26 protein-coding genes and 1 tRNA gene are annotated in these 23,001 nt (G+C 59.8%); 15 read left to right on the top strand and 12 right to left on the bottom strand.

Annotation, left to right across the window (positions count from 1 at the left end; translation table 11 throughout):
* Positions 1-135: 135 nt before the first annotated feature.
* The 5 genes from yajC (at position 136) to FGF54_RS06410 (ending at position 5,002) form a co-directional block, all read left to right on the top strand.
* Positions 136-483 (top strand): preprotein translocase subunit YajC, encoded by a 348-nt coding sequence (gene yajC, locus FGF54_RS06430; RefSeq protein ID WP_003524964.1) that lies wholly within the window; start codon positions 136-138, stop codon positions 481-483.
* An 80-nt stretch (positions 484-563) separates the two neighbouring features.
* The gene (secDF, locus tag FGF54_RS06425; protein ID WP_003524965.1) at positions 564-3,137 is read left to right on the top strand and encodes a protein translocase subunit SecDF; all 2,574 of its coding nucleotides are present in this window, start codon (positions 564-566) and stop codon (positions 3,135-3,137) included.
* Entirely contained in the window at positions 3,137-3,529 is a 393-nt protein-coding gene (locus tag FGF54_RS06420; protein ID WP_065655020.1) for an Mth938-like domain-containing protein, read from the top strand. Before secDF ends, FGF54_RS06420 begins: the two co-directional genes overlap by 1 nt.
* Before the next feature lie 23 nt (positions 3,530-3,552).
* The gene (locus FGF54_RS06415; protein WP_003524969.1) at positions 3,553-4,398 is read left to right on the top strand and encodes a phytoene/squalene synthase family protein; all 846 of its coding nucleotides are present in this window, start codon (positions 3,553-3,555) and stop codon (positions 4,396-4,398) included.
* A 145-nt stretch (positions 4,399-4,543) separates the two neighbouring features.
* Entirely contained in the window at positions 4,544-5,002 is a 459-nt protein-coding gene (locus tag FGF54_RS06410) for a hypothetical protein (protein ID WP_142779235.1), read from the top strand.
* Positions 5,003-5,022: 20 nt separating this feature from the next.
* Here the strand turns inward: FGF54_RS06410 and FGF54_RS06405 are convergent, their stop codons facing one another.
* The 3 genes from FGF54_RS06405 to lipB all read right to left on the bottom strand — a co-directional run bounded on the left by FGF54_RS06405 (position 5,023) and on the right by lipB (position 7,912).
* Positions 5,023-5,958 (bottom strand): DMT family transporter, encoded by a 936-nt coding sequence (locus FGF54_RS06405; protein WP_168208122.1) that lies wholly within the window; start codon positions 5,956-5,958, stop codon positions 5,023-5,025.
* A gap of 88 nt (positions 5,959-6,046) precedes the next feature.
* On the bottom strand, positions 6,047-7,114 hold the full coding sequence (locus FGF54_RS06400; RefSeq protein WP_142779234.1) for an NAD(P)-dependent alcohol dehydrogenase: 1,068 nt from the start codon (positions 7,112-7,114) through the stop codon (positions 6,047-6,049).
* Between the two features lie 66 nt (positions 7,115-7,180).
* Positions 7,181-7,912, bottom strand: coding sequence for a lipoyl(octanoyl) transferase LipB (lipB, locus tag FGF54_RS06395; protein WP_120947647.1), 732 nt, complete (start codon positions 7,910-7,912; stop codon positions 7,181-7,183).
* A 189-nt stretch (positions 7,913-8,101) separates the two neighbouring features.
* Between lipB and FGF54_RS06390 the strand changes: the two genes are divergently transcribed.
* A tRNA-Leu gene (locus FGF54_RS06390) sits at positions 8,102-8,186 on the top strand.
* Positions 8,187-8,372: 186 nt separating this feature from the next.
* Here the strand turns inward: FGF54_RS06390 and FGF54_RS06385 are convergent.
* Positions 8,373-8,618, bottom strand: a complete 246-nt coding sequence (locus FGF54_RS06385; RefSeq protein WP_142779233.1) for a hypothetical protein — start codon at positions 8,616-8,618, stop codon at positions 8,373-8,375.
* Between the two features lie 214 nt (positions 8,619-8,832).
* Between FGF54_RS06385 and FGF54_RS06380 the strand changes: the two genes are divergently transcribed.
* On the top strand, positions 8,833-9,258 hold the full coding sequence (locus FGF54_RS06380) for a PAS domain-containing protein (protein WP_142779232.1): 426 nt from the start codon (positions 8,833-8,835) through the stop codon (positions 9,256-9,258).
* Positions 9,259-9,335: 77 nt separating this feature from the next.
* Here FGF54_RS06380 and FGF54_RS06375 read toward each other — a convergent pair whose 3' ends face one another.
* Positions 9,336-9,503 carry a Thivi_2564 family membrane protein gene (locus FGF54_RS06375; RefSeq protein WP_003502827.1) on the bottom strand — a complete coding sequence of 56 codons (168 nt, stop codon included), beginning with the start codon at positions 9,501-9,503 and terminating at the stop codon, positions 9,336-9,338.
* Between the two features lie 111 nt (positions 9,504-9,614).
* Between FGF54_RS06375 and FGF54_RS06370 the strand changes: the two genes are divergently transcribed.
* Positions 9,615-10,040: an OsmC family protein gene (locus FGF54_RS06370; RefSeq protein ID WP_003524981.1), complete on the top strand. Its 426-nt coding sequence runs from the start codon at positions 9,615-9,617 to the stop codon at positions 10,038-10,040.
* 3 nt (positions 10,041-10,043) lie between these two features.
* Here the strand turns inward: FGF54_RS06370 and FGF54_RS06365 are convergent, their stop codons facing one another.
* Genes FGF54_RS06365 through FGF54_RS06355 form a run of 3 tightly spaced genes read right to left on the bottom strand, consistent with a single transcriptional unit; the run spans position 10,044 to position 13,158 of the window.
* A complete protein-coding gene (locus tag FGF54_RS06365; protein WP_142779231.1) occupies positions 10,044-10,538 on the bottom strand; it encodes a peptide deformylase in 495 nt (164 codons plus the stop codon).
* Between the two features lie 17 nt (positions 10,539-10,555).
* Positions 10,556-10,858 carry a hypothetical protein gene (locus tag FGF54_RS06360; protein WP_142779230.1) on the bottom strand — a complete coding sequence of 101 codons (303 nt, stop codon included), beginning with the start codon at positions 10,856-10,858 and terminating at the stop codon, positions 10,556-10,558.
* A complete protein-coding gene (locus tag FGF54_RS06355; protein ID WP_142779229.1) occupies positions 10,858-13,158 on the bottom strand; it encodes an FdhF/YdeP family oxidoreductase in 2,301 nt (766 codons plus the stop codon). The genes FGF54_RS06360 and FGF54_RS06355 overlap by 1 nt, the downstream gene beginning before the upstream one ends.
* Before the next feature lie 392 nt (positions 13,159-13,550).
* Between FGF54_RS06355 and mgtE the strand changes: the two genes are divergently transcribed.
* Together mgtE and FGF54_RS06345 are read left to right on the top strand one after the other, a co-directional pair.
* Positions 13,551-14,978 (top strand): magnesium transporter, encoded by a 1,428-nt coding sequence (gene mgtE / locus FGF54_RS06350; protein ID WP_142779228.1) that lies wholly within the window; start codon positions 13,551-13,553, stop codon positions 14,976-14,978.
* Between the two features lie 72 nt (positions 14,979-15,050).
* Positions 15,051-15,437 (top strand): MerR family DNA-binding transcriptional regulator, encoded by a 387-nt coding sequence (locus FGF54_RS06345; RefSeq protein WP_003524989.1) that lies wholly within the window; start codon positions 15,051-15,053, stop codon positions 15,435-15,437.
* 85 nt (positions 15,438-15,522) lie between these two features.
* On the opposite strand, the gene FGF54_RS06340 is transcribed toward FGF54_RS06345, so the two are convergent.
* Both FGF54_RS06340 and FGF54_RS06335 read right to left on the bottom strand, forming a co-directional pair.
* Complete coding sequence (locus FGF54_RS06340) at positions 15,523-16,488, bottom strand: heparan-alpha-glucosaminide N-acetyltransferase (RefSeq protein WP_142779227.1); 966 nt, start codon at positions 16,486-16,488, stop codon at positions 15,523-15,525.
* 69 nt (positions 16,489-16,557) lie between these two features.
* Positions 16,558-17,250, bottom strand: coding sequence for a DUF599 domain-containing protein (locus FGF54_RS06335; protein WP_003524993.1), 693 nt, complete (start codon positions 17,248-17,250; stop codon positions 16,558-16,560).
* Between the two features lie 503 nt (positions 17,251-17,753).
* On the opposite strand from FGF54_RS06335, the gene cobU reads away from it, so the two are divergent.
* The 5 genes from cobU to ccoP all read left to right on the top strand — a co-directional run bounded on the left by cobU (position 17,754) and on the right by ccoP (position 21,912).
* Positions 17,754-18,275: a bifunctional adenosylcobinamide kinase/adenosylcobinamide-phosphate guanylyltransferase gene (cobU, locus tag FGF54_RS06325; protein WP_065655031.1), complete on the top strand. Its 522-nt coding sequence runs from the start codon at positions 17,754-17,756 to the stop codon at positions 18,273-18,275.
* 238 nt (positions 18,276-18,513) lie between these two features.
* The gene (gene ccoN, locus FGF54_RS06320; protein WP_142779226.1) at positions 18,514-20,136 is read left to right on the top strand and encodes a cytochrome-c oxidase, cbb3-type subunit I; all 1,623 of its coding nucleotides are present in this window, start codon (positions 18,514-18,516) and stop codon (positions 20,134-20,136) included.
* An 11-nt stretch (positions 20,137-20,147) separates the two neighbouring features.
* On the top strand, positions 20,148-20,879 hold the full coding sequence (gene ccoO, locus FGF54_RS06315) for a cytochrome-c oxidase, cbb3-type subunit II (protein ID WP_142779225.1): 732 nt from the start codon (positions 20,148-20,150) through the stop codon (positions 20,877-20,879).
* Between the two features lie 13 nt (positions 20,880-20,892).
* Positions 20,893-21,045 (top strand): CcoQ/FixQ family Cbb3-type cytochrome c oxidase assembly chaperone, encoded by a 153-nt coding sequence (locus FGF54_RS06310; RefSeq protein ID WP_003525003.1) that lies wholly within the window; start codon positions 20,893-20,895, stop codon positions 21,043-21,045.
* A 3-nt stretch (positions 21,046-21,048) separates the two neighbouring features.
* The gene (gene ccoP, locus FGF54_RS06305; RefSeq protein WP_142779224.1) at positions 21,049-21,912 is read left to right on the top strand and encodes a cytochrome-c oxidase, cbb3-type subunit III; all 864 of its coding nucleotides are present in this window, start codon (positions 21,049-21,051) and stop codon (positions 21,910-21,912) included.
* 217 nt (positions 21,913-22,129) lie between these two features.
* On the opposite strand, the gene FGF54_RS06300 is transcribed toward ccoP, so the two are convergent.
* Together FGF54_RS06300 and FGF54_RS06295 are read right to left on the bottom strand one after the other, a co-directional pair.
* Positions 22,130-22,486, bottom strand: coding sequence for a VOC family protein (locus FGF54_RS06300; RefSeq protein ID WP_142779223.1), 357 nt, complete (start codon positions 22,484-22,486; stop codon positions 22,130-22,132).
* Between the two features lie 10 nt (positions 22,487-22,496).
* Complete coding sequence (locus FGF54_RS06295) at positions 22,497-22,901, bottom strand: SRPBCC family protein (RefSeq protein WP_142779222.1); 405 nt, start codon at positions 22,899-22,901, stop codon at positions 22,497-22,499.
* Positions 22,902-23,001 lie beyond the last annotated feature (100 nt).

The following is a 23,001-nucleotide window of genomic DNA, read 5'->3' as shown; positions in this document are numbered from 1 at the left end:
TAAAGGTTAAGAGGTCCGGAATCGGTACGGCGTGGGCCCTGCATCTGTTGCAATCCCGGCGTTCCCCACTATATTCCGGCGGCTTGAAAGCTGGGGCGGCATCCAAGGTCGTGCCGTAATTCTGAGGAGTTTTATATGTTCATTAGTCAAGCTTTTGCCCAGGACGCAGCGGGCGGCGCATCGGCCTTCGGTTCCGGCCTTGAGATGCTTTTCCTGTTTGCGCCGCTTATGGTGGTCTGGTACTTTTTCCTTATCCGCCCGCAGCGCGCGCAGATGAAGAAGCGCCAGGAAACGCTGACCAATATTCGCCGTGGCGATCAGGTCGTTCTCGGCGGCGGTATCGTCGGCAAGGTGACCAAGGTCATCGATGACAATGAACTCGAAGTCGAAATCGCCGAAGGCGTGAAAATCCGTGCCGCCCGCGCCTACATTGCCGAAGTGCGTGTGAAGGGCGAAGTGGTCAAGACGGAAGCCGCTTCCTGATCCTGCCGGATTATCGAATGCCCGATTGCGAATTTTGACGGGTTGCGCAAAGCGCGACCCCAACCCTGACCGAGATCGAAATGCTTCATTTTTCCCGTTGGAAAACAGTCTTCATCTGGCTGCTTGTGCTGGCAAGCGTCTTCATCGCCTCTCCCAACCTGTTTACGGACAAACAGCTGGAGGGCATGCCTGCCTGGTACAAGGACAACAAGGTAACGCTCGGTCTCGACCTTCAGGGCGGTTCGCACATCATGCTCAAGATCGAGCGTTCCGACATCGTCAAGGAACGGCTCGAAACGATCGTGGGCGATGTGCGCACGCAGCTTCGCGACGCCAACATCCGCTATTCGGGGCTTACCGGCAACGGCCAGCAGATTCAGGTCCGCATCAGCGATCCCGCGCAGGTGGAAGCCGCCAAGAACGCGCTTCGCGATCTGACGCAGCCGGTGTCCGCCGGCACGCTGGTCGGCGGCTCCATCACCGAAGTGACGATGAATGACGGCGGCGACAATCTGCTCAGGCTCAACCTGACGGATGAAGGCATCGACTACCGCCTGTCATCCGCCGTTTCGCAATCCATCGAAGTCGTGCGCCGTCGCGTTGACGAAGTCGGCACCACCGAGCCGCTCATCCAGCGTCAGGGTTCGGATCGCATCATCGTGCAGGTGCCCGGCCTTCAGGATCCGCAGCGCCTGAAGTCGCTTCTGAACCAGACGGCAAAGCTCTCCTTCCGCATGGTCGATACGACGATGCCGGTACAGGAAGCCATGAACGGCCGTCCGCCCGCGACCTCCGAGGTTCTCTATTCGCAGGACGATCCGCCGGTTCCCTATCTGGTGGAACGCCGCGCGCTCGTTTCCGGCGACAATCTCGTCGACGCGCAGGCAAGCTTCAACCAGCAGACCAACGAGCCGGTCGTCACCTTCCGCTTCGACAGCCGCGGCGCGCAGCGCTTCGCGCAGGCGACGCAGCAGAATGTCGGCAAGCCTTTCGCCATCGTGCTCGATAACCAGGTCATCTCCGCACCTGTCATCCGCGAGCCGATCATCGGCGGTTCGGGACAGATTTCCGGTAATTTCTCGGTGCAGGGCGCGAACGACCTTGCGGTTCTGCTGCGCGCCGGCGCGCTTCCGGCCACGCTGACCGTGGTTGAAGAACGCACCGTCGGCCCGAGCCTCGGTAACGACTCCATCACCGCCGGCCTGACGGCCAGCGCCATCGGCGCCGTCGGCGTCCTCATCTTCATGTTCGTCTTTTACGGCTTCTTCGGCCTGCTGGCGAATATTGCCCTCATCGTCAACGTCATCATGCTGCTCGCGGTGCTGAGTGTGATCGGATCGACGCTGACCTTGCCGGGTATTGCCGGTATCGTCCTGACCATCGGCATGGCCGTGGATTCGAACGTTCTGATCTATGAGCGAATACGCGAGGAGGTGAAGAGCGGTAAACCGCTGATCCAGTCGTTGGATAACGGCTTCACCCGCGCCTTTGCGACCATTATCGACGCCAACCTGACGACGCTGATCGTGGCAAGTGTGCTGTTCTACATGGGCACAGGCCCGGTGAAGGGCTTCGCAGTCACGCTGGCCGTCGGTATCATCACCACCGTCTTCACGGCCTATACGCTGACGGCATGGATGTTCGGCTACTGGGTTCGCCGCAGCCGTCCGAAACACCTGCCGAAAGGTGTCCGCACCGCCATGTTCGACGGTCGCGACATTCCCTTTATGCGTTATCGCCGCGTGGTGTTCATGATCACCGGCGCCATCATGCTCGCCTGCGTCGGCGGTTTCGTGGCCAAGGGTCTGAACCTCGGCATCGATTTCCAGGGCGGTTCGGTCATCGAAGTGCGCGCCAAGCAGGGTGAAGCCGATCTCGCCGATATTCGCGATCGTCTGAACCAGCTCAATCTCGGTGAAATCCAGGCGCAGAATTTCGGTACGCCGCAGGATGTTCTCATCCGCATCCAGGCGCAGGACGGTGGCGAAAATGCCGAGCAGTCCGCCATCACCATGGTGCGCGGCGAGCTTGAGGACAAATACGATTTCCGCCGCGTGGAAGTCGTCGGTCCTGCCGTCTCCGGCGACCTGACCGTTACCTCCACCATCGGCGTTATGCTCGCCATGGCGGCGATCATGGTCTACATCTGGGTTCGCTTCGAGTGGCAGTTTGCACTCGGCGCGGTCATCTCCATGGTGCACGACGTGGTCTTCACTATCGGCCTGTTCGTCTTCCTTGGGATAGAGTTCAATCTGACCAGTATCGCGGCGATCCTTACGATCATCGGATATTCGCTGAACGATACCGTGGTCATCTACGACCGTGTCCGTGAAAACCTCAGGCGATACAAGAAGATGCCGCTTTCAATGATCATCGACGTGTCGCTGAACCAGACTCTGTCACGTACGATCCTTACCGGTCTGACCGTACTTCTGGCACTGCTGGCACTGTATCTCTTCGGCGGCGAGGTCATCCGTTCCTTCACCTTCGCCATGCTGTTCGGTGTCGGTATCGGCGTGTTCTCCTCGGTCTACATCGCCGCTCCAGTGCTGATCGCCTTCAAGCTGCGTCCTGATAGCAAGGATGCGGAAGACGAGAAGGACGACAAGAAAGAAAACAACACCGGCGCCATTGGCGGCAAGCCTGCCGTCTGATGGCCGGCGGGATTGAAATACGCCCGGCCCATTTTCCCGGCCGGGCGCCCATCGATGCCTATGGCAATGGCGGGTTCCGTTTTGCCGACATGTCGCATCGCGGTTCGCTTCTGCTCCTGCCTTCGGGCATCTATGGGTGGGAGCCTGTCGATGCGAAAGAACTGACGGTCGGACATTTCGAAAAGGTTCTGACGGAAGCGCAGGATATTGAAGTGCTGCTGATCGGGACGGGCGACGGCATGCGGGTCCTGCCGAAGGAATTGCGCGCCGCCTTCAAGGAGGCGGGCATTTCGGTGGATCCGATGAGCACGGGCGCCGCCGTGCGCACCTATAATATCATGCTGTCGGAATCGCGCGCCGTGGCCGCGGCGCTGATTGCCGTCGAAGGCTGACAGGACGTTTCGCGCGGGGAACCATGGCACCCACAGAAAATCTCGACGTCTGCCTCGCGACGCTGCGCGATACCGATCGCGACCGCTATCTCGCCTGTCTTCTGTCGCCTGCCGACAGGCGTAATGCGCTTGCCGCGCTATACGCCTTCAATGCCGAAATCGCCCGCATCCGCGATTCCGTGCGCGAAGCGCTGCCCGGCGAGGTACGCATGCAATGGTGGCGCGATCTTCTCGACGGCAATCCGCACGGCGACAGCCAGTCCCACCCGGTGGCAGCAGCGCTTTTGACGACGATCGAGCACTATCGCCTGCCGCGCCCAGTTCTCGCCAATATGATCGAGGCGCGTATCTTCGATCTCTATGACGACCTGTTCGAGGATCGCAATGCGCTGGAAGGCTATGCCGGAGAGACCGCATCCGCATTGATCCAGCTTGCAAGTCTCGTGCTTTCCACTGAAGACGCCGCATCCAGCGCGGAGGCGGCAGGGCACGCGGGCGTGGCGCAGGCCATGGCCGGCATGCTGCTGCTCATGCCGCTGCACCGGCGTCGCGGGCAGGTCTATATTCCCGCCGATATGCTGGCTGCGGCCGGGCTCGACCGCGAGACCTTTCTTGAAGGGCAGGACAGGCAGCGCATCGGCATCGCCATCGAAATTTTCGCGGCCCATGCGCTGGATCATATCGAGAAGGCGAGACGCGCGAAGATTTCGAAAAATGTCTTTGCCGCCTATCTTCCCGTCGCCCTGTCGGGCCCGGTCATCGCTGCCGCCAGAAAGGCGGGGAGCGGCGTATTCGACGGCGACCTGCAACTGTCACAGCTTCGCCGGCAATGGCTGCTGGCAAAGGCTTCCTTCCTCAAGCGTTTCTGATGGCGCGGATCGCGCCAGGCGGTGAAACGACGTCGATCCCGCAAAGCCACACTTCACACAAGCCTCGGTCTATATGAAGCTGAACCGGGTTCGCATCGTTTCGATTCGCGAATCTTGATGTTTCGATGCTGAGGGAGCGTCCCGGATGAGTATTGCGATCTGGATTATCGTTTTCGTGCTGCTTTCGGTCTTCGCTGTTTACGCCTGGCGCATGACGCGGGCGACGGATGAGGATAACAGTCATGATGTGGGGCAGGCGATCATGGATTTCGCCCGCGCCTTTCCCAATGAGGCGATCAGAAGTCTGCATATGACAGCGGATGGCGGCGCAGCCTTCGTGCGGCTGCACGACAACAAGGCCGGCTTCATGCGCAATATGGGATCGCATTATGTGTGCGTGATGATCGATCCCGAGCGCATCCGGGTCGAAAGTCTTGAGAGCGGCGACGGTTTCGTCGTCACCTTCTTCGACATGCCGAAATATAGCGGCTCATACCGGTTCAAATCGGCCGGAGAGGCGGCCGAGGTTTCCCTCTGGCTGCTCGGCAGTCTCGTGGAGGCGCAGGACCATCACGGCGAAGGGCCGCTGCCCTCGAACGGTTGAGGCATGTCAGGTGTCGGCTGTCACTGCCCGTCAAGCGGTGGGGTCGCACCGGCCTGCTGGCGCTCGCGCCAGATGATGAACAGGCCGGATGCGACGATGATGAGGATGCCGAGCCATTTCGACGGCGTCGGGAAATCCGAAAACAGCGCATAACCGAGAATCGTCGCCGAGATGATCTCGAAATACTGGAACGGCGCCAGCAGAGAGAGCGGCGCCAGCCGGAAGGCCCTGACGATCAACAGGTGCATGTAGCCGGATATCGACCCCAACAATACGAGCAGGGCAAGTGCGAAGCCGGATTGCGGCAGCGAGACGGCAAAATCCTTGTCGCCCAGCGCATCGCCGGCGAAAAGTGCGGCCCCCATGAACACGGTCCCCGCAATGCCGGACATTGTCTGCATGACCAGCGGGCTGTCGGCATCGCCGATGGCGCGGTTCAGGAAGAGGTAGAGCGTATAAAGAAAGGCGCATGCGACCGGCAGAAGCGATGTCCAGCCGAAGATTTCGAAGCTGGGCTGTATGACGATCAGCGCGCCGCCGAACCCGACCGCAATCGCCGTCCAGCGCTTCCAGCCCACCTTGTCGCCGAGGAAGAGGGCCGACATCATCGTCAGCATGAAAGGCTCGACGAAATAGATCGCGAAGACATCGGCGAGCGGCATATATTTAACGGAGGCGAAGAACATCAGGCTGGCCGAGGCGTGCAGCACGCCGCGCAGGCAGTTCATCCACGGCCGCTTGGCGCTGAACAGCGCCCTGGGCGACACCACGAGCAACAGCGGCAGGGTGCAGAGCACCTGGAAAAAGAAGCGGTAGAAGGTCACCTGCGCCGGCGACATGCCGCCGCTCACCGCCATATATTTGGCAATCGCATCCATGACCGGCAGCACCAGCATGCAACCCGCCATGATGGTCATGCCCTTGGCGATATCGTTGAAACCGGTCTGGCTGGTCATGGATCGGGGAGTCATGGGTCAGGCTGCGCTTTCGACCGAAAGGTCCAACGGGAGAGGGGACGCCCGAAAGGTCGCCCCCCTTCCGGGGTCAGGCGGCCTTCTGGCGCGGCAGGCTCTTCATATCAATGACGAAACGATAACGCACATCGCTTTTTATCATGCGTTCATAAGCGTCGTTGATCTGATCGATATCGATCATCTCGATTTCGGCAGCGATGCCTTTTTCGGCGCAGAAATCCAGCATTTCCTGCGTCTCGGGAATGCCGCCGATCATCGAACCGGCAAAGGTCTTGCGGCCGGGAATGAGGCTGAAGGCCATAACCGAGAGCGGCTTTTCCGGTGCGCCCACCTGCACCAGCGCGCCGTCACGTTTCAGCAGCGCCAGATAGGCGTTGATGTCATGGTCGGCGGCCACGGCGTCGATGATGAGATCGAGGCTCGAAGCGGCCTTCTTCATCTGCTCGGCATCGCGCGAGACGATCACCTCGTGGGCGCCGAGCTTTTTCGCGTCTTCCGCTTTGGCGGGCGAGGTCGTGATCATCACCACCGTCGCGCCCATGGCATTGGCGAGCTTGACGGCCATATGGCCAAGACCGCCAAGACCGACGACGCCGACACGCTTGCCGGGTCCGGCGTTCCAGTGGCGCAGTGGCGAATAGGTGGTGATACCTGCGCAGAGCAGGGGTGCTGCCGCCGCCGGATCGAGGCCTTCGGGAATGTTGAGGACGTAACGGTCATCGACGACGACGTGGGCGGAATAACCGCCGAGCGTATGCGCGCCGCCGCCCATCGCCTTGTCGGGCGAATTATAGGTGCCGGTCATGCCGTTTTCGCAATATTGCTCCAGCCCCTCGGCGCAGCTTGCGCATTCCCGGCAGCTATCGACGATACAGCCGACGCCAACGCGGTCGCCCGCCCTGAACCGGGTGACCTGCGCGCCGACACGGCCGACGCGGCCGATGATTTCGTGGCCGGGAACGCAGGGATAGAGGGAACCCGGCCATTCGCTGCGGGCAGTGTGGATATCGGAGTGGCAGACGCCACAGAATTCGATCTCGATTTCGACATCGCGCGGGCCGGGATCGCGACGCTTGATGGTCGCGAGCTTCATCGGCGAAGAACCGTCATCGCAGGCATAGGCGGACGTTGTGAACATGATCGTTCCTCCTCTTGTGGTGATCGATGCTGGAAACACCGGCCTGCGGCAAAGGTTGCGGTGGGATCAGCCGCTTGCGCCGGTTTCGGGCACTGCCTCGCCAAACACCTCCTCAAAGGCCTCGCGCAGCAGAACGTCGACGTCGCCGATCATAACCGGCAATCCAAGATCGACAAGGCTGGTGACGCCATAGGCGCTGATGCCGCAGGGAACGATGCCGGAAAAATGCGAGAGGTCCGGATCGACATTTATCGAGAGCCCGTGGAAGCTCACCCATTTGCGCAGCCTGATGCCAAGTGCTGCGATCTTGTCCTCGGCCATGCCGCCATCGGGAAGCAGCGGTTTTTCCGGCCGCCGGACCCAGACGCCGACTCGGTCCTCGCGCCGCTCGCCACGCACATTCATCTTGTCGAGCGTGCGGATGATGACATCCTCCAGCGCCGCAACATAGGCGCGGACATCCTGCCGCCGACGCTTCAGGTCGAGCATGACATAGACGACCCGCTGTCCCGGCCCGTGATACGTATATTCGCCGCCACGACCCGTGGCGAAGACGGGGAAACGCTCCGGCTCTATGAGATCGGCGGCATCGGCGCTGGTGCCGGCGGTATAAAGCGGCGGGTGTTCCAGAAGCCAGACGAGTTCGTCGGCCTCGCCGTTTGCAATGGCCGCGACTTCACGCTCCATTTCCTCAATCGCCTGCTCATAGGGGACGAGGCCTTCCGAGATTCGCCAGCGAACGGGCGGCGATCCGGCGGCGGGCAGCATGTTTGTCTCGATATCGGTGCGTGTGAGCATGAAAAAGTCCTTTCCACAGCCTTCTCGCAAAATGGCGACAAGGCCGCAACCCCAGCATTTCCGGGCTTCCTGCATATAGGATGGTGCGGTGCGATTTTTAATTTCAAAAAACTGTCACGACGCTCTTGTGCACCGAAAATCCTTTTGCTACATGCACCCCCGTCGGCGCAAGTCGACGCCTACCACGATGCGGTCGTGGCGGAATTGGTAGACGCGCAGCGTTGAGGTCGCTGTGGGGCAACCCGTGGAAGTTCGAGTCTTCTCGACCGCACCAAAGAAACCCGCTTCGGCGGGTTTTTTCTTTTTTAGCCAGTCGTTTAGCTTGCTCTCTGTTTTCTGTCCCCGGTATTGGATGTGTCCCAAACCACACCAATCTGCTTTATCCCGCAGCCAGAGCGCCATGAATTAACGGCGGCAAATTATCGACCTGCCGCCGTTCGAATTGAATGGACGAGGTGGATCAGCGTCGGTTGCGCTGGCCGTCACCGACACGGTAGGGGTCACCATCCATGACCTGATCCATGCGCCACTCGTTTCCACGATATGGACTATGCCACGTCTGGCACCCGGCCAGAAAGACGGTTGCGGTCAGCAATCCGAAAGTGAGGGCGGCTCGCACCATATTGAACTCCTTCGACATGTCATCACAAGCCATGTAGGCGCAGCCAGGTGATTTTGCGATGCCTCTTCGAAATTTATCGTCCATTTCGAAACCCTGGAGCACGTCCGGTCAAAACGGAATCGTGGGGCGTGCTCTATCACTTTGTTCTCGCATTCCCAGACGTAAGACCGCTACGCACTTTTACTGGAAATGCTCTAGCTGGATTCGGTCATCGTCAAATTTCGGTGGATATCGATGCACGCTGCAGTAGCCGTGCGGTTCCCCCCACAAAAACGAGGGGTGGAATATTAGAGGTCCGATGTTAGCTTTTGTCAGGAAAATATGTCTGGGGGTTTTCGTGCAGGGGGACAAAACGGATTCAGACAATGCGCTTGGCTATTACATGTGGAGCATTTCCGATAACAGGCTGATCATGGATGCGGTCACTGCGGAATGCCATGGGTTTTCGGAGCCGCTTGCGTCGCGCGGGGTGACGATCGAGGAGATTCTGGAAAGAATCGATGTCGAGATGCGCGATCAGGTGGCGCAGGCCATTTTTGAGAGCATCACTACCGGTGTGTTTTTCGACCAGCGCTACAAGGTCAATCTGCCGGATGGGTCGGACCGGTGGATCGTGGCGAAGGGCAGGGCGATTTTTGATGCCGACAATACACCGTTTCTGGGTATTGGCAGCGTTCGGGATATTACCCTGAAAAAAACCTATCAGTTCGAGCCTCGGCAATAGCGACCGGACGGGGTGAAAACCGTGCATAAAAAGAGGCGGCTTTCGCCGCCTTTTTTCATCTGCACTGTGCCGGGACATCAGAAGACGGCAAGATATTTCAGCAGCGAAATAATGCCGATGATGATGACGATCACCTGTGCGATCTGTTTCGCACCGCCGCCGACCGGCAGTCGCGCGATAAGCCACAAGACGAGCACAATCACCAGGAAGGTGATCAGAATGCTGACGAGCGTAGATGTAACCATATGTCCCAGCTCCCTTTTCAATCAATACTCAACGGTCGTTCACCGTTGCGTGAGTAAAAGCGCGAGGCTAATTTTGGTTCCATCGGGTGAAATCGCGGTGTGAGGTCGGGTATGAATCAGTTCAGGGTTAAAAAGCGGCCGACGGGGGCTGTCGTCACTCTTGGCCGTCTTGGGCATCCCGATGTCGTCACCGCCACCGGAGGCGCCCTGACGGTGGTGACGGCGGCCTCGGAGCCGGGTTTCAATCCGCTCGACCTTCTTTATTCCTCGCTGTCGGCCTGTCTGGCGCTCAGCGCCCGGATTGCGGCGAGCCGCATGGGCGTGCTCGACCGGTTCGAAAAGGTCATGGTGCATGTAGCAGGCGAAAAGGCTGAGGAGGAGCCGTCGCGGATCGTGCGTTTCGATGTTCGGATAGAGATAAAGGGGGATTTCGATGAGGCGACGCGCAGCGCCATCGCCCATATGGCGGAGGATATCTGCACCGTCAGCAACACGCTGAAGGGCGATGCGGAATTTGCGCTGTCGATTACCGGCTGACCATCAGGATTTCCGAGATTTTTCCCATTTTTTCACCAGCCGGTCGCGCTTGAGTTTCGAGAGGCGCTTCAGCCAGAAAATGCCGTCCAGCTGGTCGATCTCGTGCTGGATGCAGATGGCGTGAAATCCCTCGGCGGTCTGCCGGTGTTCGCCGCCGGCTATGTCCTGAAATCTCACCTCGATTTCGGAGGGCCGCTCCACCTCGTCGGTAAAGCCCGGCATGGAGACGCTGCCCTCCATATGCCGCATGGTCTGCGTGGATTGGCTGACGACTTCAGGATTGATGTAGGTAAGCACGGTTCCCGGTGTCAGCTCCAGCACGAAAACGCGCTGCTTGACGCCGATATGGGCGGCGGTGATGCCGACACCGGGCGCGGCGCGCATCGTGTCGATCAGGTCCGTCACCAGCTCCTGCAATTGCCCGTCGAAAGCCGTGACCGGCGGACAGATTTCGGACAAGCCGGGATGGGGGTAGGGCAGGATCGGCCTGATTGCCAAGGAATGCTCCGTTCGTTTCAAATCCGCAGGGATGCCGCCGCAAGGGCCTGTCCTTCTTCGGTTGCCTCCAGAAAGCTGCGCTGGGTGCGGGCATCGCGTTTTGTTACCCGCACGAAACGTGGCGACAGAGCAGTGATTTCGCGCAGAATGAGGGCGTGCGCAAGCCCCAGCCGGTTGGCGATGCTGCGGCTGTCAGCGGCGATGTTCAGATAAACCGAAAGAAGGATCGCTGCGCCCGTGGCTGTCAGCGCCCGTGAGGAGCTTTCATGAACCCGCTCCACCGCCGCCATGAACGCGGCGGCGGATTGCTCCTCTTCCATCAGGAGGCATCCCGGCGCAGGCGAACGGAGACGAGCACCGATTTCGATGTCGGCGTGAAACTGCCTTCGCCATAGCTCGACAGCGGCACCAGCACGTTAAGTTCGGGATAATAACCGCCGACGCTGCCCTGCGGGATATTATAGGGCACCAGCCGGAAATTCTTTGCGATGCGCTCCACGCCGTCGCCATATTCGCCGATGACATCGACGCGCTGGCGGGAATGGGCGCCGAGCGCTTCCATGTCCTTCGGATTCATGAAGATGACGTGGCGCTCGCCATAGACACCGCGATATCGGTCATCCATGCCGTAGATCGTGGTGTTGTATTGATCGTGGCTGCGGAAGGTCTGCAATACGAACAGGTCGTCGCGCGTGAGCGCCTGCTGGTGTTCGGTTTGTTCGGGCAGCGGACCGCTATAGAAGGTGGCCTTTTTCGCCGGTGTGTTCCATTCCCGTTCGGCTGCTGCGTTGCGCAGATGAAAACCGCGCGGCACGCGGACACGCTCGTTGAAATTATCGAAACCGGGAATGACCCGCTCGATCATGTCGCGGATGAGATCGTAGTCATCGGCAAGCGCCTTCCAGTCGACTTGGGCATTGCCAAGCGTCGCCTCGGCGATGCCGGCGACGATGGCGACTTCCGAACGCAGCTCATCCGAGGCCGGCGGATTGATGCCGCCGGAACCGTGCACCATGCTCATGGAATCCTCCACCGTGACGATCTGCGAGCGGCCGGCCGAATTGCGGTCGATTTCCGTTCGGCCGAGACAGGGCAGCACGAATGAAGTTTCGCCCGGCACCAGATGCGAATGGTTGAGCTTGGTGGCGATGTTGACGGTCAGCTTCTGCTTTTCGAAGGCCTTGACGATCAGCGGGCTGTCGGGCGTCGCACGCATGAAATTGCCGCCGAGCGCGATGAAAGTATCCGCCTCGCCGTCCAGCATGGCGGCGACGGCTTCGACGGTGTTGTGGCCGGGCTTGCGCGGCATGGGGACGCCGAGTTCCTTTTCCAGCGCGTCGAGAAGTGCGGGCGGGGCTTTTTCATCGATGCCGACGGTGCGGTCGCCCTGCACGTTGGAGTGGCCGCGCACCGGGCAAAGGCCGGCGCCGGGCCGGCCGATATTGCCGCGCAGCAGCATGAAATTGGTGATCTCGCGAACGATGATGACCGAATGCTTGTGCTGGGTGACGCCCATGGCCCAGGTGGCGATGACGGAACCGGCATTCATGTAGATACGGGCGGCTTCCTCGATTTCCGCGCGGGTGAGGCCGGATTGGTCGAGAATGCTTTCCCAGCTCGTCGCATCGACGGCAGCGCGATAGGCCTCGAACTCCGCTGCATGTTCGGCGATGAAGTCGTAATCGATGATGGCGGGTTCGCCCGCCGCCCTTGCGGCATCGTCGGCGGCGAAGACCGCCTTGCTCATGCCGCGCACGGCCGCCATGTCGCCGCCCTGGCGCGGCTGGTAATAATTGGTGGCGATGCGGGTGCTGCCGCCGGTAATCATCTCCACCTTGTCCTGCGGGTCGGCAAAGCGTTCCAGACCCTTTTCACGGATGGGGTTGAAAACGGCGATGCGAGCGCCGCGAAGGGCGGCGCGGCGCAGGTCGCCCAGCATGCGGGGATGGTTGGTGCCGGGATTTTGTCCAATGACGAAAATGGCGTCCGTCTGTTCGAAATCCTCAAGCAAAACGGTGCCCTTGCCGACGCCGATCGAAGCCTTCAGGCCGACGCCGCTCGCTTCGTGGCACATGTTCGAACAATCGGGGAAATTGTTGGTGCCGTAAAGCCGGACCATCAACTGATATAGGAAGGCCGCCTCGTTGGAGGCGCGGCCGGAGGTATAGAACTCCGCCCGGTCCGGGCTGTCGAGGCTGTTGAGGATACGGCCGATTTCGGCGAAGGCATCGTCCCAGGAGACGGGCAGATATTTGTCGCTCGCCCGGTCATAACGCATGGGATGGGTGAGGCGGCCCTGTTTTTCCAGATCGTAGTCGGACCAGCCGCGCAGTTCCGAGACGGTGCGGCTGGCGAAGAAGTCCGGCGGCACGCGGGCCTCCGTCGCCTCCCATGACACGGCCTTGACGCCGTTCTCGCAAAATTCGAAAGAGGAGCCGTGTTCCGGGTCGCCCCAGGCGCAGCCAGGGCAGTCGAATCCATCCGGCTGGTTGGTCTTCAAAAGCGTGCGGGCGCCGGAAATCGGGGCGCCGGATTCGAGAAGGCGTTTGCCGACGCTTTTGAGTGCGCCCCAGCCGCCTGCGGCTGTCGATGCCTTGCCAATGAAGTCCGTCTTGCTCATGTTCCTGATTCCCGGAATCTGTCTTCTCGTGCCGCCTGTCGGCGTTTGCCGTTTGTCAAATGCCTATCCAGAAGCGCCGTTCCACGCTGCCTGTCAATGTCTTAATTGTGCATTGCGGCGAAACCTTTGTTCGCCCGTTCGACATTTAAAACGGGAACGGCGTAAAGGGGGTGGGCGTTGTCGCAAAACAAGCTGCAACGCCTGGCTAAACATGCCTATAGCCGCTGGCCGTGGCTAAGCCTGCCAACCGGAAGAGGAATGTCGAATGGATTTTTCGCCGCAGCCGGAGAGCTTGTTTATTTGCCGCTATCCGGTTGTTGACAATAAACCTTTTAACGCCATTCTGCCTGCGCATCCGTGCACTGCGGCATTTGAATACAAGGGGACGCCAGATGACAGACCGTGACGACGATCCTGTCGCGCCCGAGGACATGAAGCCTGCGGAAGCGCCCTCCGATATTTATGCAGAAGACGGCTCCGTCCGCTCGGATTTTCTGACGATGGTGGGTGCGGCGATCGCTGACCGCGATCTGCTTTTCCTGCGCAAGAACGTGGCGCGGCTGCACGAATCCGAACTCGGCGACGTGCTGGAATCCATCCTGCCGGAACAGCGCCATGCGCTGGTGCGTCTTCTCGGTTCCGACTTCGACATGACGGCGCTGACCGAGGTGGATGAGGGCATCCGCCTCGATATCGTCGACCAGATGTCGAACGAGCAGATCGCCGCCGGTATCGGCGAGCTGGATTCGGACGACGCCGTCTATATTCTCGAGGACCTCGACGACGAGGACCGCGAGGATATTCTCTCGCAACTACCGTTCACCGAACGTGTGCGGCTGATGCGGGCTCTGGATTATCCGGAAAGCTCGGCCGGCCGCCGCATGCAGACGGAATTCGTGGCTGTGCCGCCGTTCTGGACAGTGGGGCAGACCATCGATTATCTGCGCGAGGAGGAGGAGCTGCCGGATTCCTTCACGCAGATCTTCGTCATCGACCCCACCTTCAAGCTGGTCGGCGCGCTCGATCTCGACAAGGTGCTGCGCGCCAAGCGTCAGGTGAAGATCGAAACGATCATGCACGAGACCAACCACTCCATTCCGGCGGAAATGGACCAGGAAGAGGCCGCGCAGCTTTTCGAGCAATATGACCTTCTCTCTGCTGCCGTGGTCGACAACAACGGCCGACTGGTGGGCGTGCTGACCATCGATGACGTGGTGGACGTCATTCAGGAAGAGGCCGAAGAGGATCTGCTGCGCCTTGGCGGCGTCGGTGACGAAGAACTGTCGGACTCGATTGCCAGCACATCCCGTTCACGCGTGCCCTGGCTTGCGGTCAATCTCATCACCGCCTTTCTCTCCGCCTCCGTCATCAGCCTGTTCGATGCGACGATCCAGCAGATCGTCGCGCTGGCGATCCTGATGCCGGCGGTGGCCGGCATGGGCGGCAATGCCGGGTCGCAGACCATGACGGTGTCGGTGCGGGCACTTGCCACCAAAAGCCTCGATATTCACAACGCCGCGCGCATCATCCGGCGTGAGGCGGGTGTGGGTATCCTGAACGGCATGCTGTTCGGTTGCGCCATCGGCATTGTTGCCGGCATCTGGTTTCAGGATATCCATATCGGCGGCATCATCGCCACGGCCATGTGTCTCAACATGCTGGCGGCGGCGCTGGCGGGCATTCTCATTCCGCTGGTGCTCGACAAGTTCGGGGCGGACCCGGCGGTCTCCTCGGCGGTCTTCGTCACGGCGGTCACCGATATTGTCGGCTTTTTCGCCTTTTTGGGGATCGCGACCTGGTGGTACGGTATTTCCGGGTAAGGCTAGGCGGGCGAAAATTGACTTTTACGTGAAGGTCAAATAATATCATCCGGTTATGAATCGGATAGACCCTTGGACAAGTATTATAGCATAACCGAACTGACACGCGAATTCGGTGTTTCCACCCGTACCTTGAGATTTTACGAGGACGAGGGGCTGATTCACCCTGAGCGTCGCGGGCGCACACGGCTTTTCAGGGCTGCGGACCGCCGCCTCATTCAGGAAATCCTGCGCGGCCGCCGTATCGGTTTCACGATCTCCGAAATTCGCGAAATCATCCACGTCTACAAGGAACCGCCGGGCGAATCGGGCCAATTGGTGCTTCTGATGAAGAAGGTCGATGAAAAGCGCGCCGAGCTTCGGCAAAAACGCAAGGACATCGAAGAGACGCTGGCGGAACTCGACAATGTCGAAGAAGCCTGTCTGACGCGGCTTGCCGAAATCGGCGTGGGGACGTGAACGAAATTTCGGGCCTCTCCCGAGGATGACGCCGAGTGCGGATGGGAACGCTCGAAAACGTCGGCTCGATTTGGCCCACTCGTACCTACTGCGCCTCAACCGTGCACTGTTGCGCCACCTCACTGACCTTCGTCTGCTGATCCGCGCTGAGCTTGCCTTCCATCATCGTGTCGAACAGGTTTTCCGCCTCCAGCTTCTCCAGCGTGCAGCCGCAGAAACGCTGGCACAGTTCCAGCCCGTTCGCCTGCTCGACGCAGCTCTTCTCACAGCTCGATTTGTAAAGCTCGACCTGATCGACAGGCGGGGGCGGGGCGATGAGCGACAGCGTGTAGACGAGGCCGATCAGCACCGGCTGGTGAATGAGGTAAAAGGCAAGGCTGTGACGGCCGGCGCCTGCGATCAGATTGCGAGGCGAACTCGGGCTTCGAAAGCGGTCGAGCCAGTCGCGGGGCGTGACGAATTGCGAGACCGCAAGTCCGGCGAGGAAGGGCGCAAGCCAGGGCAGCAGCGGCACATAATCGTTCGAACGGGGCGGCATGGTGGAAAAACCGATCCAGGCCAGCCATTTTACGTTGAACAGTTCGGATTGCAGATAGTGCGGCAGGATGAAAGCGATCGCTGCAAAAAGCAGCGTCACGGCCGCGGGTGCTCGCAGGAACAACAGCCCGACAAGGCTTGCGGCGGCGATATTGTGCAATATGCCGAAGAAGATGAAGCTGTCCGGAAAGGCGAAATAGGTGGCGACGGTAATGAGCAGCGCCGAGCCGGCCACCATCGCAAAACGCTTGCCGAAGGACGGCCAGTTCACGCCCTTGCCATGGGCGAGAAACAGGCTGAAACCGGCCAGAAACAGGAACGAGCTGGCGATGCCGCGCGCATAGAGTTTCCACAGGCCGGTCGTCGCCGTGCCGGGTTCGAGATAGCCGAAATATTCCAGATTCCACGTGAAGTGGTAGGACGCCATGGCGATGAGGGCCAGCCCGCGCAGGGTGTCGAGGCCGCCTATGCGGCCTTTGCGGCGGTTTTCGTTTGCGGCTGCGTTCGTGTCCATGGTTTCCGTTTTTCAAGCTTTCGGGGAGGCCGGTATCACGCTGGGCTTGGCCCTTGAAGTGCGGCTATTTCAAGGCCTGTTTTCTTCCATGATGGCGCGTCGTGCTTCGGAAAAGAACTGGCGGCGTAGCAGCGCCACGATGATGATGACCGTGCTGGCGATGAAGACGTAAGGGCTGATGAACCAGCCGAGATAACCGATGGACAGAAAGATGGTCCGCAGGCCGTCATTGAAGTTCTTAGCAGCGATGATGTTCATCTTTATGACGTTTTCCGCCGCCCGCTCCGCCGCCTCGCGATCGGCGCCGACGTCGTGAACCATGGGAATGGCGCCGAACAGGATGGTGCAATAGTTGAACAGGCGATAGGACCAGCCGAATTTGAAGAAGGAATAACCGAACAGGCAGGTTAGCCCGATGACCTTCAGCTCGAAGGCCGTGCGCCCGGCATAATGCACGAAGGGCATGTCGCGAAACACCGATTCGACCTGTTCGGTCGCGCCCAGAAGGGCGAAACATCCGCCGATGGCGAAGATGGAGGTGGAAGCGAAAAAAGCGGTACCGTTCTGCAGGCCGGCCATGATCTGCGTGTCGATCATCTTCAGGTCGCGCTTCAGCGAATTCATGATCCAGTCTCGCCGACGCTCGGCCATGGCCTGATTGAGGCTGGCTCTCGAAAATAGCCTCGTTCCCGTCGTGACATGGGTATAGACGGCCCATAACAGGATGAAAACGACGATCGAGATATAGTCCATGACGGTCATCACGGGCAGGCCACCTTGCTGTTTGCGAATCTTCGAAAGCATATTGATTTGAAGGCCATGGCAAGGCAATGGCGGCGGCTGCCGTCACTCCATATTCTCCTTTGGCGTTGCGGTTTCATCATTCGGTTTTTCGCTAACTTTCCGGTAACCAAGTCGCTTTATCAATCCAGTCGCGGACGACAGGTCTGCCGGTTCCGGATTAAGGTTTTGCGTTCCGGTTCCGCCTGATTTTTGGCTAACGGCAGGGACCGATTGACAGGATGGCCGTTCGCACCTAGCCTTTCATCAGGACCGGTGTTTCCGGTATCCGGAGTCGCCAAGGCTAATATGCCCGGCATCCTGCAGGCAGGTCTTGTTTTCTCCGGCCCGGTATCAGCGGCAGTCCGGCATGAGCAACCGGGGGACGCCTTTTTCTACGAATCGTTCCCTTCATGTCTGCCTGTCCCTGGCTTGCGACACGGCGAAGATGCCGGTCCACTTCATTCTCTTCCTTCAGGTTTTAGATGACAGATAAAAACCGCTCCGTTTTCATTCTTGGCGGCGCGCGCTCCGGCAAGTCCCGTTTTGCGGAAGAGCTTGCGGGCAAGTTCGGTGGAAGCCTGCATTATCTGGCCACCGGCCGGGCATGGGATGACGAGATGCGTGAGCGCATCGTCCATCATCAGGGGCGGCGCGGCGGTGAATGGACCACCCATGAAGCGCCCGTCGATATTGCCGCCGTGCTGGAGCAGCTCGATGCGCCGGAAAATGTCGTTCTCATCGATTGCCTCACCCTGTGGCTCACCAATCTGATGATGGAGAATGCCGATATCGAGGCTGCCTTTGCGGCGCTCGAGGCGGCGATTGTATCGGCTCGGGCGAGGCTGATTTTCGTTTCCAACGAAGTCGGTCTCGGCATCGTGCCGGAAAACCGCATGGCGCGGGAATTTCGCGACCACGCCGGCCGCCTGCATCAGCGAATCGCCGCCATTGCCGGTGAGGTCTATTTTGTCGCCGCCGGTCTGCCCCTGAAGATGAAGGGCTGAAGCGGCACCCGCGAAAGCGGGCCGACATCGCCGTGTATTTTTGCTCTTACGCAAATTCCTCTCATAAAGCCGCGCCCCGTTTTGCCGGGGCTGCGACAGCTTTGCTTTCTTGATCTGGATCAAGGTGGCGTTCCCCTGCCGGTGGCAATGCTCCAACCGACGCAAAGGCGCGTTTCCGCTCTCCCAGGCGCGTGCCGTGCCTTTCGTCGGTCGGCTTGCACGTTGGGGGAAACCAACAATGAATTACACGTTAGAAACCGCGATCGTGGCGCTCGGCGCCTTTCTCGCGTTGCTCGGGGCAGCCTTTGCCCATGACAGTCTTTTCGCCGCCCATATGTGGGTGCTGTTCTTTACGCTTCTGGTCAGCACGGTGCTTCTGCTGCGCCGTGTCTCCTTCGCGCCTGTCGATTCAGCCGCGCGTGCCCGCCTCAAGTCGGAATATTTCGACGAGGTGGTGAAATACGGCGTCATCGCCACCGTGTTCTGGGGTGTCGTCGGTTTTCTCGTCGGCGTCGTGGTGGCGCTTCAGCTAGCCTTTCCCGATCTCAATATCGCGCCCTATTTCAATTTCGGCCGGATGCGGCCGCTGCACACATCGGCGGTGATCTTCGCTTTCGGGGGAAATGCGCTGATCGCCACCTCCTTTTACGTGGTGCAGAGAACCTGTCGGGCGCGCCTGTTCGGCGGCAATCTCGGCTGGTTCGTGTTCTGGGGCTACAACCTCTTCATCGTCATGGCCGCCACCGGCTATCTGCTCGGTATTACGCAGGGACGCGAATATGCGGAACCCGAATGGTATGTGGACATCTGGCTGACCATCGTATGGGTCGCCTATCTGCTTGTGTTCCTCGGCACGATCCTCACGCGCAAAGAGCCGCATATCTATGTGGCGAACTGGTTCTACCTGAGTTTCATCGTCACCATCGCCATGCTGCATATCGTCAATAATCTGGCGGTGCCGGTGTCCTTCCTCGGGATCAAGAGTTATTCGGCCTTTTCGGGCGTGCAGGACGCGCTGACGCAATGGTGGTACGGCCATAACGCCGTCGGCTTCTTCCTGACGGCCGGCTTCCTCGGCATGATGTACTACTTCATCCCGAAGCAGGTGAACCGCCCGGTCTATTCCTACCGCCTGTCGATCATCCACTTCTGGGCGCTGATCTTCATGTATATCTGGGCCGGCCCGCACCACCTGCACTATACGGCGCTGCCGGACTGGGCGCAGACGCTTGGCATGGTGTTCTCTGTCATGCTGTGGATGCCGTCGTGGGGCGGCATGATCAACGGCCTGATGACGCTTTCGGGCGCATGGGACAAGATCCGTACCGATCCCGTCGTGCGCATGATGGTGATGGCGGTGGCCTTCTATGGCATGGCGACCTTCGAAGGCCCGATGATGTCGATCAAGGCCGTCAACTCGCTCAGCCACTATACCGACTGGACCATCGGCCATGTTCATTCCGGCGCACTCGGCTGGAACGGCATGATCACTTTCGGCGCGATCTATTACCTGACGCCGAAACTCTGGGGCAGGGAGCGTCTCTACAGCCTGCAACTGGTCAACTGGCACTTCTGGCTCGCCACGCTCGGCATCGTCGTTTACGCCGCCGTCATGTGGGTCGCCGGCATCCAGCAGGCGCTGATGTGGCGCGAATACGATGCCCAAGGCTTCCTCGTCTATTCCTTCGCGGAATCGGTCGCGGCGCTGTTCCCCTATTACGTGATGCGTGCATTGGGCGGCCTGATGTTCCTCAGCGGCGCGCTGATCATGGCCTACAACGTCACGATGACCATCCTCGGTCATCAACGCGAGGAGGGCGCCAGCAAAGGCGCGGCACCCTCGCTGCAGCCTGCTGAATAAGGAGGGGGCCCATGTCCATTCTTGACAAACACGCCGTCATCGAACGCAACGCGACGCTGCTTCTGGTCGGTTCCCTGCTGGTCGTTTCCATCGGCGGCATCGTTGAAATCGCACCGCTCTTTTATCTCGAAAATACCATCGAGAAGGTGGAGGGCATGCGACCCTACACGCCGCTGGAGCTGGCCGGGCGCAACATCTACATCCGCGAGGGATGTTATGTCTGCCACAGCCAGATGATCCGGCCGTTCCGCGACGAGGTGGAGCGTTACGGGCATTACAGCCTGGCGGCGGAATCCATGTACGACCACCCGTTCCAGTGGGGTTCCAAGCGCACGGGGCCTGACCTTGCGCGCGTCGGCGATCGTTATTCGAACGAGTGGCACGTGCAGCATCTGGCCGATCCGCGTTCGGTGGTGCCGGAATCGATCATGCCCTCCTATGCGTTCCTGAAGACCACGCCGCTGAAGATCACCGACGTTTCCATGGAGCTGAAGGCCAACCGCGCCGTCGGCGTGCCCTATAGTGACGAGATGATCGAAAAATCCGCTGCCGATCTTGCCGCCCAGGCCGACCCGAATGCGGATTCGTCGGAACTTCTGGCGCGTTATCCGAAGGCGAAGGTGGGCGATTTCGACGGCGATCCGGCCAGGCTTACCGAAATGGATGCGCTGGTCGCCTATCTGCAGATGCTCGGCACGCTGGTCGATTTCTCGACCTATGACGATGCCGCCGGATACCGGTGAGGAGGTTTAAGCCATGGAAACCTACACGGCCATGCGCCACTTCGCTGATAGCTGGGGTCTGCTTGCCATGACCCTGTTCTTTGCCGGCGTCGTCGTTTTCACCCTTCGCCCCGGATCCAGACAAGCCGCGGACGATGCCGCCAGCATTCCGCTCAAGGAGGACTAGGATATGTCCGAAAAACACATTGATGACATCAGCGGCGTCGAAACCACCGGCCATGAATGGGACGGTATCCGCGAGCTGAACAATCCCATGCCGCGCTGGTGGGTCTGGACCTTCTATTTCACGATCCTCTGGGCCATCGGCTACACCATCGCCTATCCGGCATGGCCGCTGATCAATGGGGCGACGCAAGGGTTGCTCGGCTGGAACAGCCGCGGCGATATTGCCGCCGAAATTGCCGACGCAAAACAGTCGCAGAGCGTCTTTGTCGACAAGATCGCCAATTCGTCGCTTGCCGAAATTCAGGCCGACCCGACCCTGATGCAATTTGCCCTTTCCGGCGGCGCTGCCGCTTTCAAGGTCAATTGCATTCAGTGTCACGGTTCGGGCGCGGAAGGCGGGCAGGGCTATCCCAACCTCAACGATGACGACTGGATGTGGGGCGGCAGCGTCGACGACATCTATACGACGGTGAAGCACGGCATTCGTTTTGCCGACGATGCGGATACGCGTGCTTCGGAAATGCCGGCCTTTAGCGATATCCTCCAGTCGAATGAAATCCGCGAGGTTGCCGCCTATGTCGTCAGTCTCACCGGCACCCCCTCCAACCCGGCGCTGGTGGAGCCCGGCAAGCAGCTCTTTGCCGACAATTGCGCCTCCTGCCACGGGGAAGATGCCAAGGGCAATCGCGAATTCGGCGCGCCCAATCTGGCCGACGCGATCTGGCTGAAGTCGCATGGGGAGGAAGGTATCGTCGCGCAGATCCGTTCGCCCAAGCACGGGGTCATGCCCGCCTGGGGTGAGCGTCTCGGCGATACGACGGTCAAGCAGCTTGCGATCTTCGTGCACTCGCTTGGCGGCGGCGAGTGATAGCAAAGACAGGAAATGGAGAAGGCCGTGTCATGCCCCCCGCGGAGAGATGACAGCGGCCTGAAAGCTCTCTTCCGTCATGCTCGGGCCTGTCCCGAGCATCTGCAACGTCTCGATTTAATTGGACGTGATTAGATCCTTGGGACAAGCCCAAGGATGACGTCGAGTGTAAAGAAGCTTTGCCATCACACTAAAAGGGCCGCTATGCGGCCCTTTTTTATTTGTCCGACCACACGGCCAGCTCATATCCGTCCGGATCGGTGAAGTGAAAACGCCGCCCGCCCGGAAACTCGAAGATTGCGACGCTGATCTGCCCGCCGGCGGCTTCGACGCGTCGTTGCACATCCTCGATATCGGTGGCGTAAAGAATGACGAGCGGTCCGCCCTTTGCCGAGACCGGCGCGGTGGTGGTGAAACCGCCGGTCAGCCGGCCATCGGAAAATTCGCAATATTGCGGACCGTAATCCTTGAAGGACCAGCCGAAGGCGCCGCCGTAAAATTCCTTGCTGCGTTCGATATCGGCGACGTTGAATTCGACATAGTCGATCCGCCGGTCGTTCGTATTCGTGGTCATGCTTCCTCCATCAATCCGTTTCGAGCAGCGCCTTCAGCGTTTCGAGATCGGTCGTGACAGCTTTTGCGTCCTGCTCGAAATCCTCGTCCGTCATGCCCTGAAGGCGAAGCAGGGTGAAACTCACCTCCGTACCGCTGCCATTCGGCGTTACCCGTAGCGCGTTATAAACCTTCACGCCATCCGGCAATGTCACGACATGGTCGATGACGCCGAACTCGTTTGCGGGCGCGAAATTGACGTGCACTTCGCCAAGCGGCCCGCCCTCGGCGATCCAGTCCTCGCCGTCCGGTGTGAGGCCGCCCGCAAGGCCTGCGGCCCAACGGGGCATGTTCTGCGGGTTGGAGGCGAAGTCATAGACGTGGCTCCAGGGTTTTTCGACCGACAGATGAATGATTCTCGACTGCATGACAGGCATTTCATCCTCCCTTGGCGGCGCGTTCCCATCTGCGCCACTTTGTCGTCACTTGATGTAAGTCAAGGATGTTTCACCGGGGAGATGGGAGAAAGCAAGGAGA

The organism is Agrobacterium sp. T29 (assembly GCF_006970545.1).
In the GTDB taxonomy this organism is placed as follows: Bacteria; Pseudomonadota; Alphaproteobacteria; order Rhizobiales; family Rhizobiaceae; genus Agrobacterium; species Agrobacterium leguminum.
Note: the sequence above shows the minus strand (reverse complement) of the source record. Positions and strands in the feature narration are given on the sequence as shown.

Excerpts from the sequence above, each read along its gene's own strand:
- FGF54_RS06335 (WP_003524993.1), bottom strand. The coding sequence starts at position 17,250 with ATGACCGTCATGGACTATATCTCGATCGTCGTTTTCATCCTGTTATGG.
- FGF54_RS06380 (WP_142779232.1), top strand. The coding sequence starts at position 8,833 with ATGTTAGCTTTTGTCAGGAAAATATGTCTGGGGGTTTTCGTGCAGGGG.
- ccoO (WP_142779225.1), top strand. The coding sequence starts at position 20,148 with ATGTCCATTCTTGACAAACACGCCGTCATCGAACGCAACGCGACGCTG.
- FGF54_RS06420 (WP_065655020.1), top strand. The coding sequence starts at position 3,137 with ATGGCCGGCGGGATTGAAATACGCCCGGCCCATTTTCCCGGCCGGGCG.
- lipB (WP_120947647.1), bottom strand. The coding sequence starts at position 7,912 with ATGCTCACACGCACCGATATCGAGACAAACATGCTGCCCGCCGCCGGA.
- yajC (WP_003524964.1), top strand. The coding sequence starts at position 136 with ATGTTCATTAGTCAAGCTTTTGCCCAGGACGCAGCGGGCGGCGCATCG.
- FGF54_RS06375 (WP_003502827.1), bottom strand. The coding sequence starts at position 9,503 with ATGGTTACATCTACGCTCGTCAGCATTCTGATCACCTTCCTGGTGATT.
- FGF54_RS06415 (WP_003524969.1), top strand. The coding sequence starts at position 3,553 with ATGGCACCCACAGAAAATCTCGACGTCTGCCTCGCGACGCTGCGCGAT.
- FGF54_RS06410 (WP_142779235.1), top strand. The coding sequence starts at position 4,544 with ATGAGTATTGCGATCTGGATTATCGTTTTCGTGCTGCTTTCGGTCTTC.
- FGF54_RS06405 (WP_168208122.1), bottom strand. The coding sequence starts at position 5,958 with ATGACCAGCCAGACCGGTTTCAACGATATCGCCAAGGGCATGACCATC.
- FGF54_RS06340 (WP_142779227.1), bottom strand. The coding sequence starts at position 16,488 with ATGGACACGAACGCAGCCGCAAACGAAAACCGCCGCAAAGGCCGCATA.
- secDF (WP_003524965.1), top strand. The coding sequence starts at position 564 with ATGCTTCATTTTTCCCGTTGGAAAACAGTCTTCATCTGGCTGCTTGTG.
- cobU (WP_065655031.1), top strand. The coding sequence starts at position 17,754 with ATGACAGATAAAAACCGCTCCGTTTTCATTCTTGGCGGCGCGCGCTCC.
- ccoP (WP_142779224.1), top strand. The coding sequence starts at position 21,049 with ATGTCCGAAAAACACATTGATGACATCAGCGGCGTCGAAACCACCGGC.
- FGF54_RS06385 (WP_142779233.1), bottom strand. The coding sequence starts at position 8,618 with ATGGACGATAAATTTCGAAGAGGCATCGCAAAATCACCTGGCTGCGCC.
- FGF54_RS06360 (WP_142779230.1), bottom strand. The coding sequence starts at position 10,858 with ATGGAAGAGGAGCAATCCGCCGCCGCGTTCATGGCGGCGGTGGAGCGG.
- FGF54_RS06400 (WP_142779234.1), bottom strand. The coding sequence starts at position 7,114 with ATGTTCACAACGTCCGCCTATGCCTGCGATGACGGTTCTTCGCCGATG.
- FGF54_RS06300 (WP_142779223.1), bottom strand. The coding sequence starts at position 22,486 with ATGACCACGAATACGAACGACCGGCGGATCGACTATGTCGAATTCAAC.
- FGF54_RS06310 (WP_003525003.1), top strand. The coding sequence starts at position 20,893 with ATGGAAACCTACACGGCCATGCGCCACTTCGCTGATAGCTGGGGTCTG.
- FGF54_RS06370 (WP_003524981.1), top strand. The coding sequence starts at position 9,615 with ATGAATCAGTTCAGGGTTAAAAAGCGGCCGACGGGGGCTGTCGTCACT.
- FGF54_RS06355 (WP_142779229.1), bottom strand. The coding sequence starts at position 13,158 with ATGAGCAAGACGGACTTCATTGGCAAGGCATCGACAGCCGCAGGCGGC.
- FGF54_RS06295 (WP_142779222.1), bottom strand. The coding sequence starts at position 22,901 with ATGCCTGTCATGCAGTCGAGAATCATTCATCTGTCGGTCGAAAAACCC.
- mgtE (WP_142779228.1), top strand. The coding sequence starts at position 13,551 with ATGACAGACCGTGACGACGATCCTGTCGCGCCCGAGGACATGAAGCCT.
- ccoN (WP_142779226.1), top strand. The coding sequence starts at position 18,514 with ATGAATTACACGTTAGAAACCGCGATCGTGGCGCTCGGCGCCTTTCTC.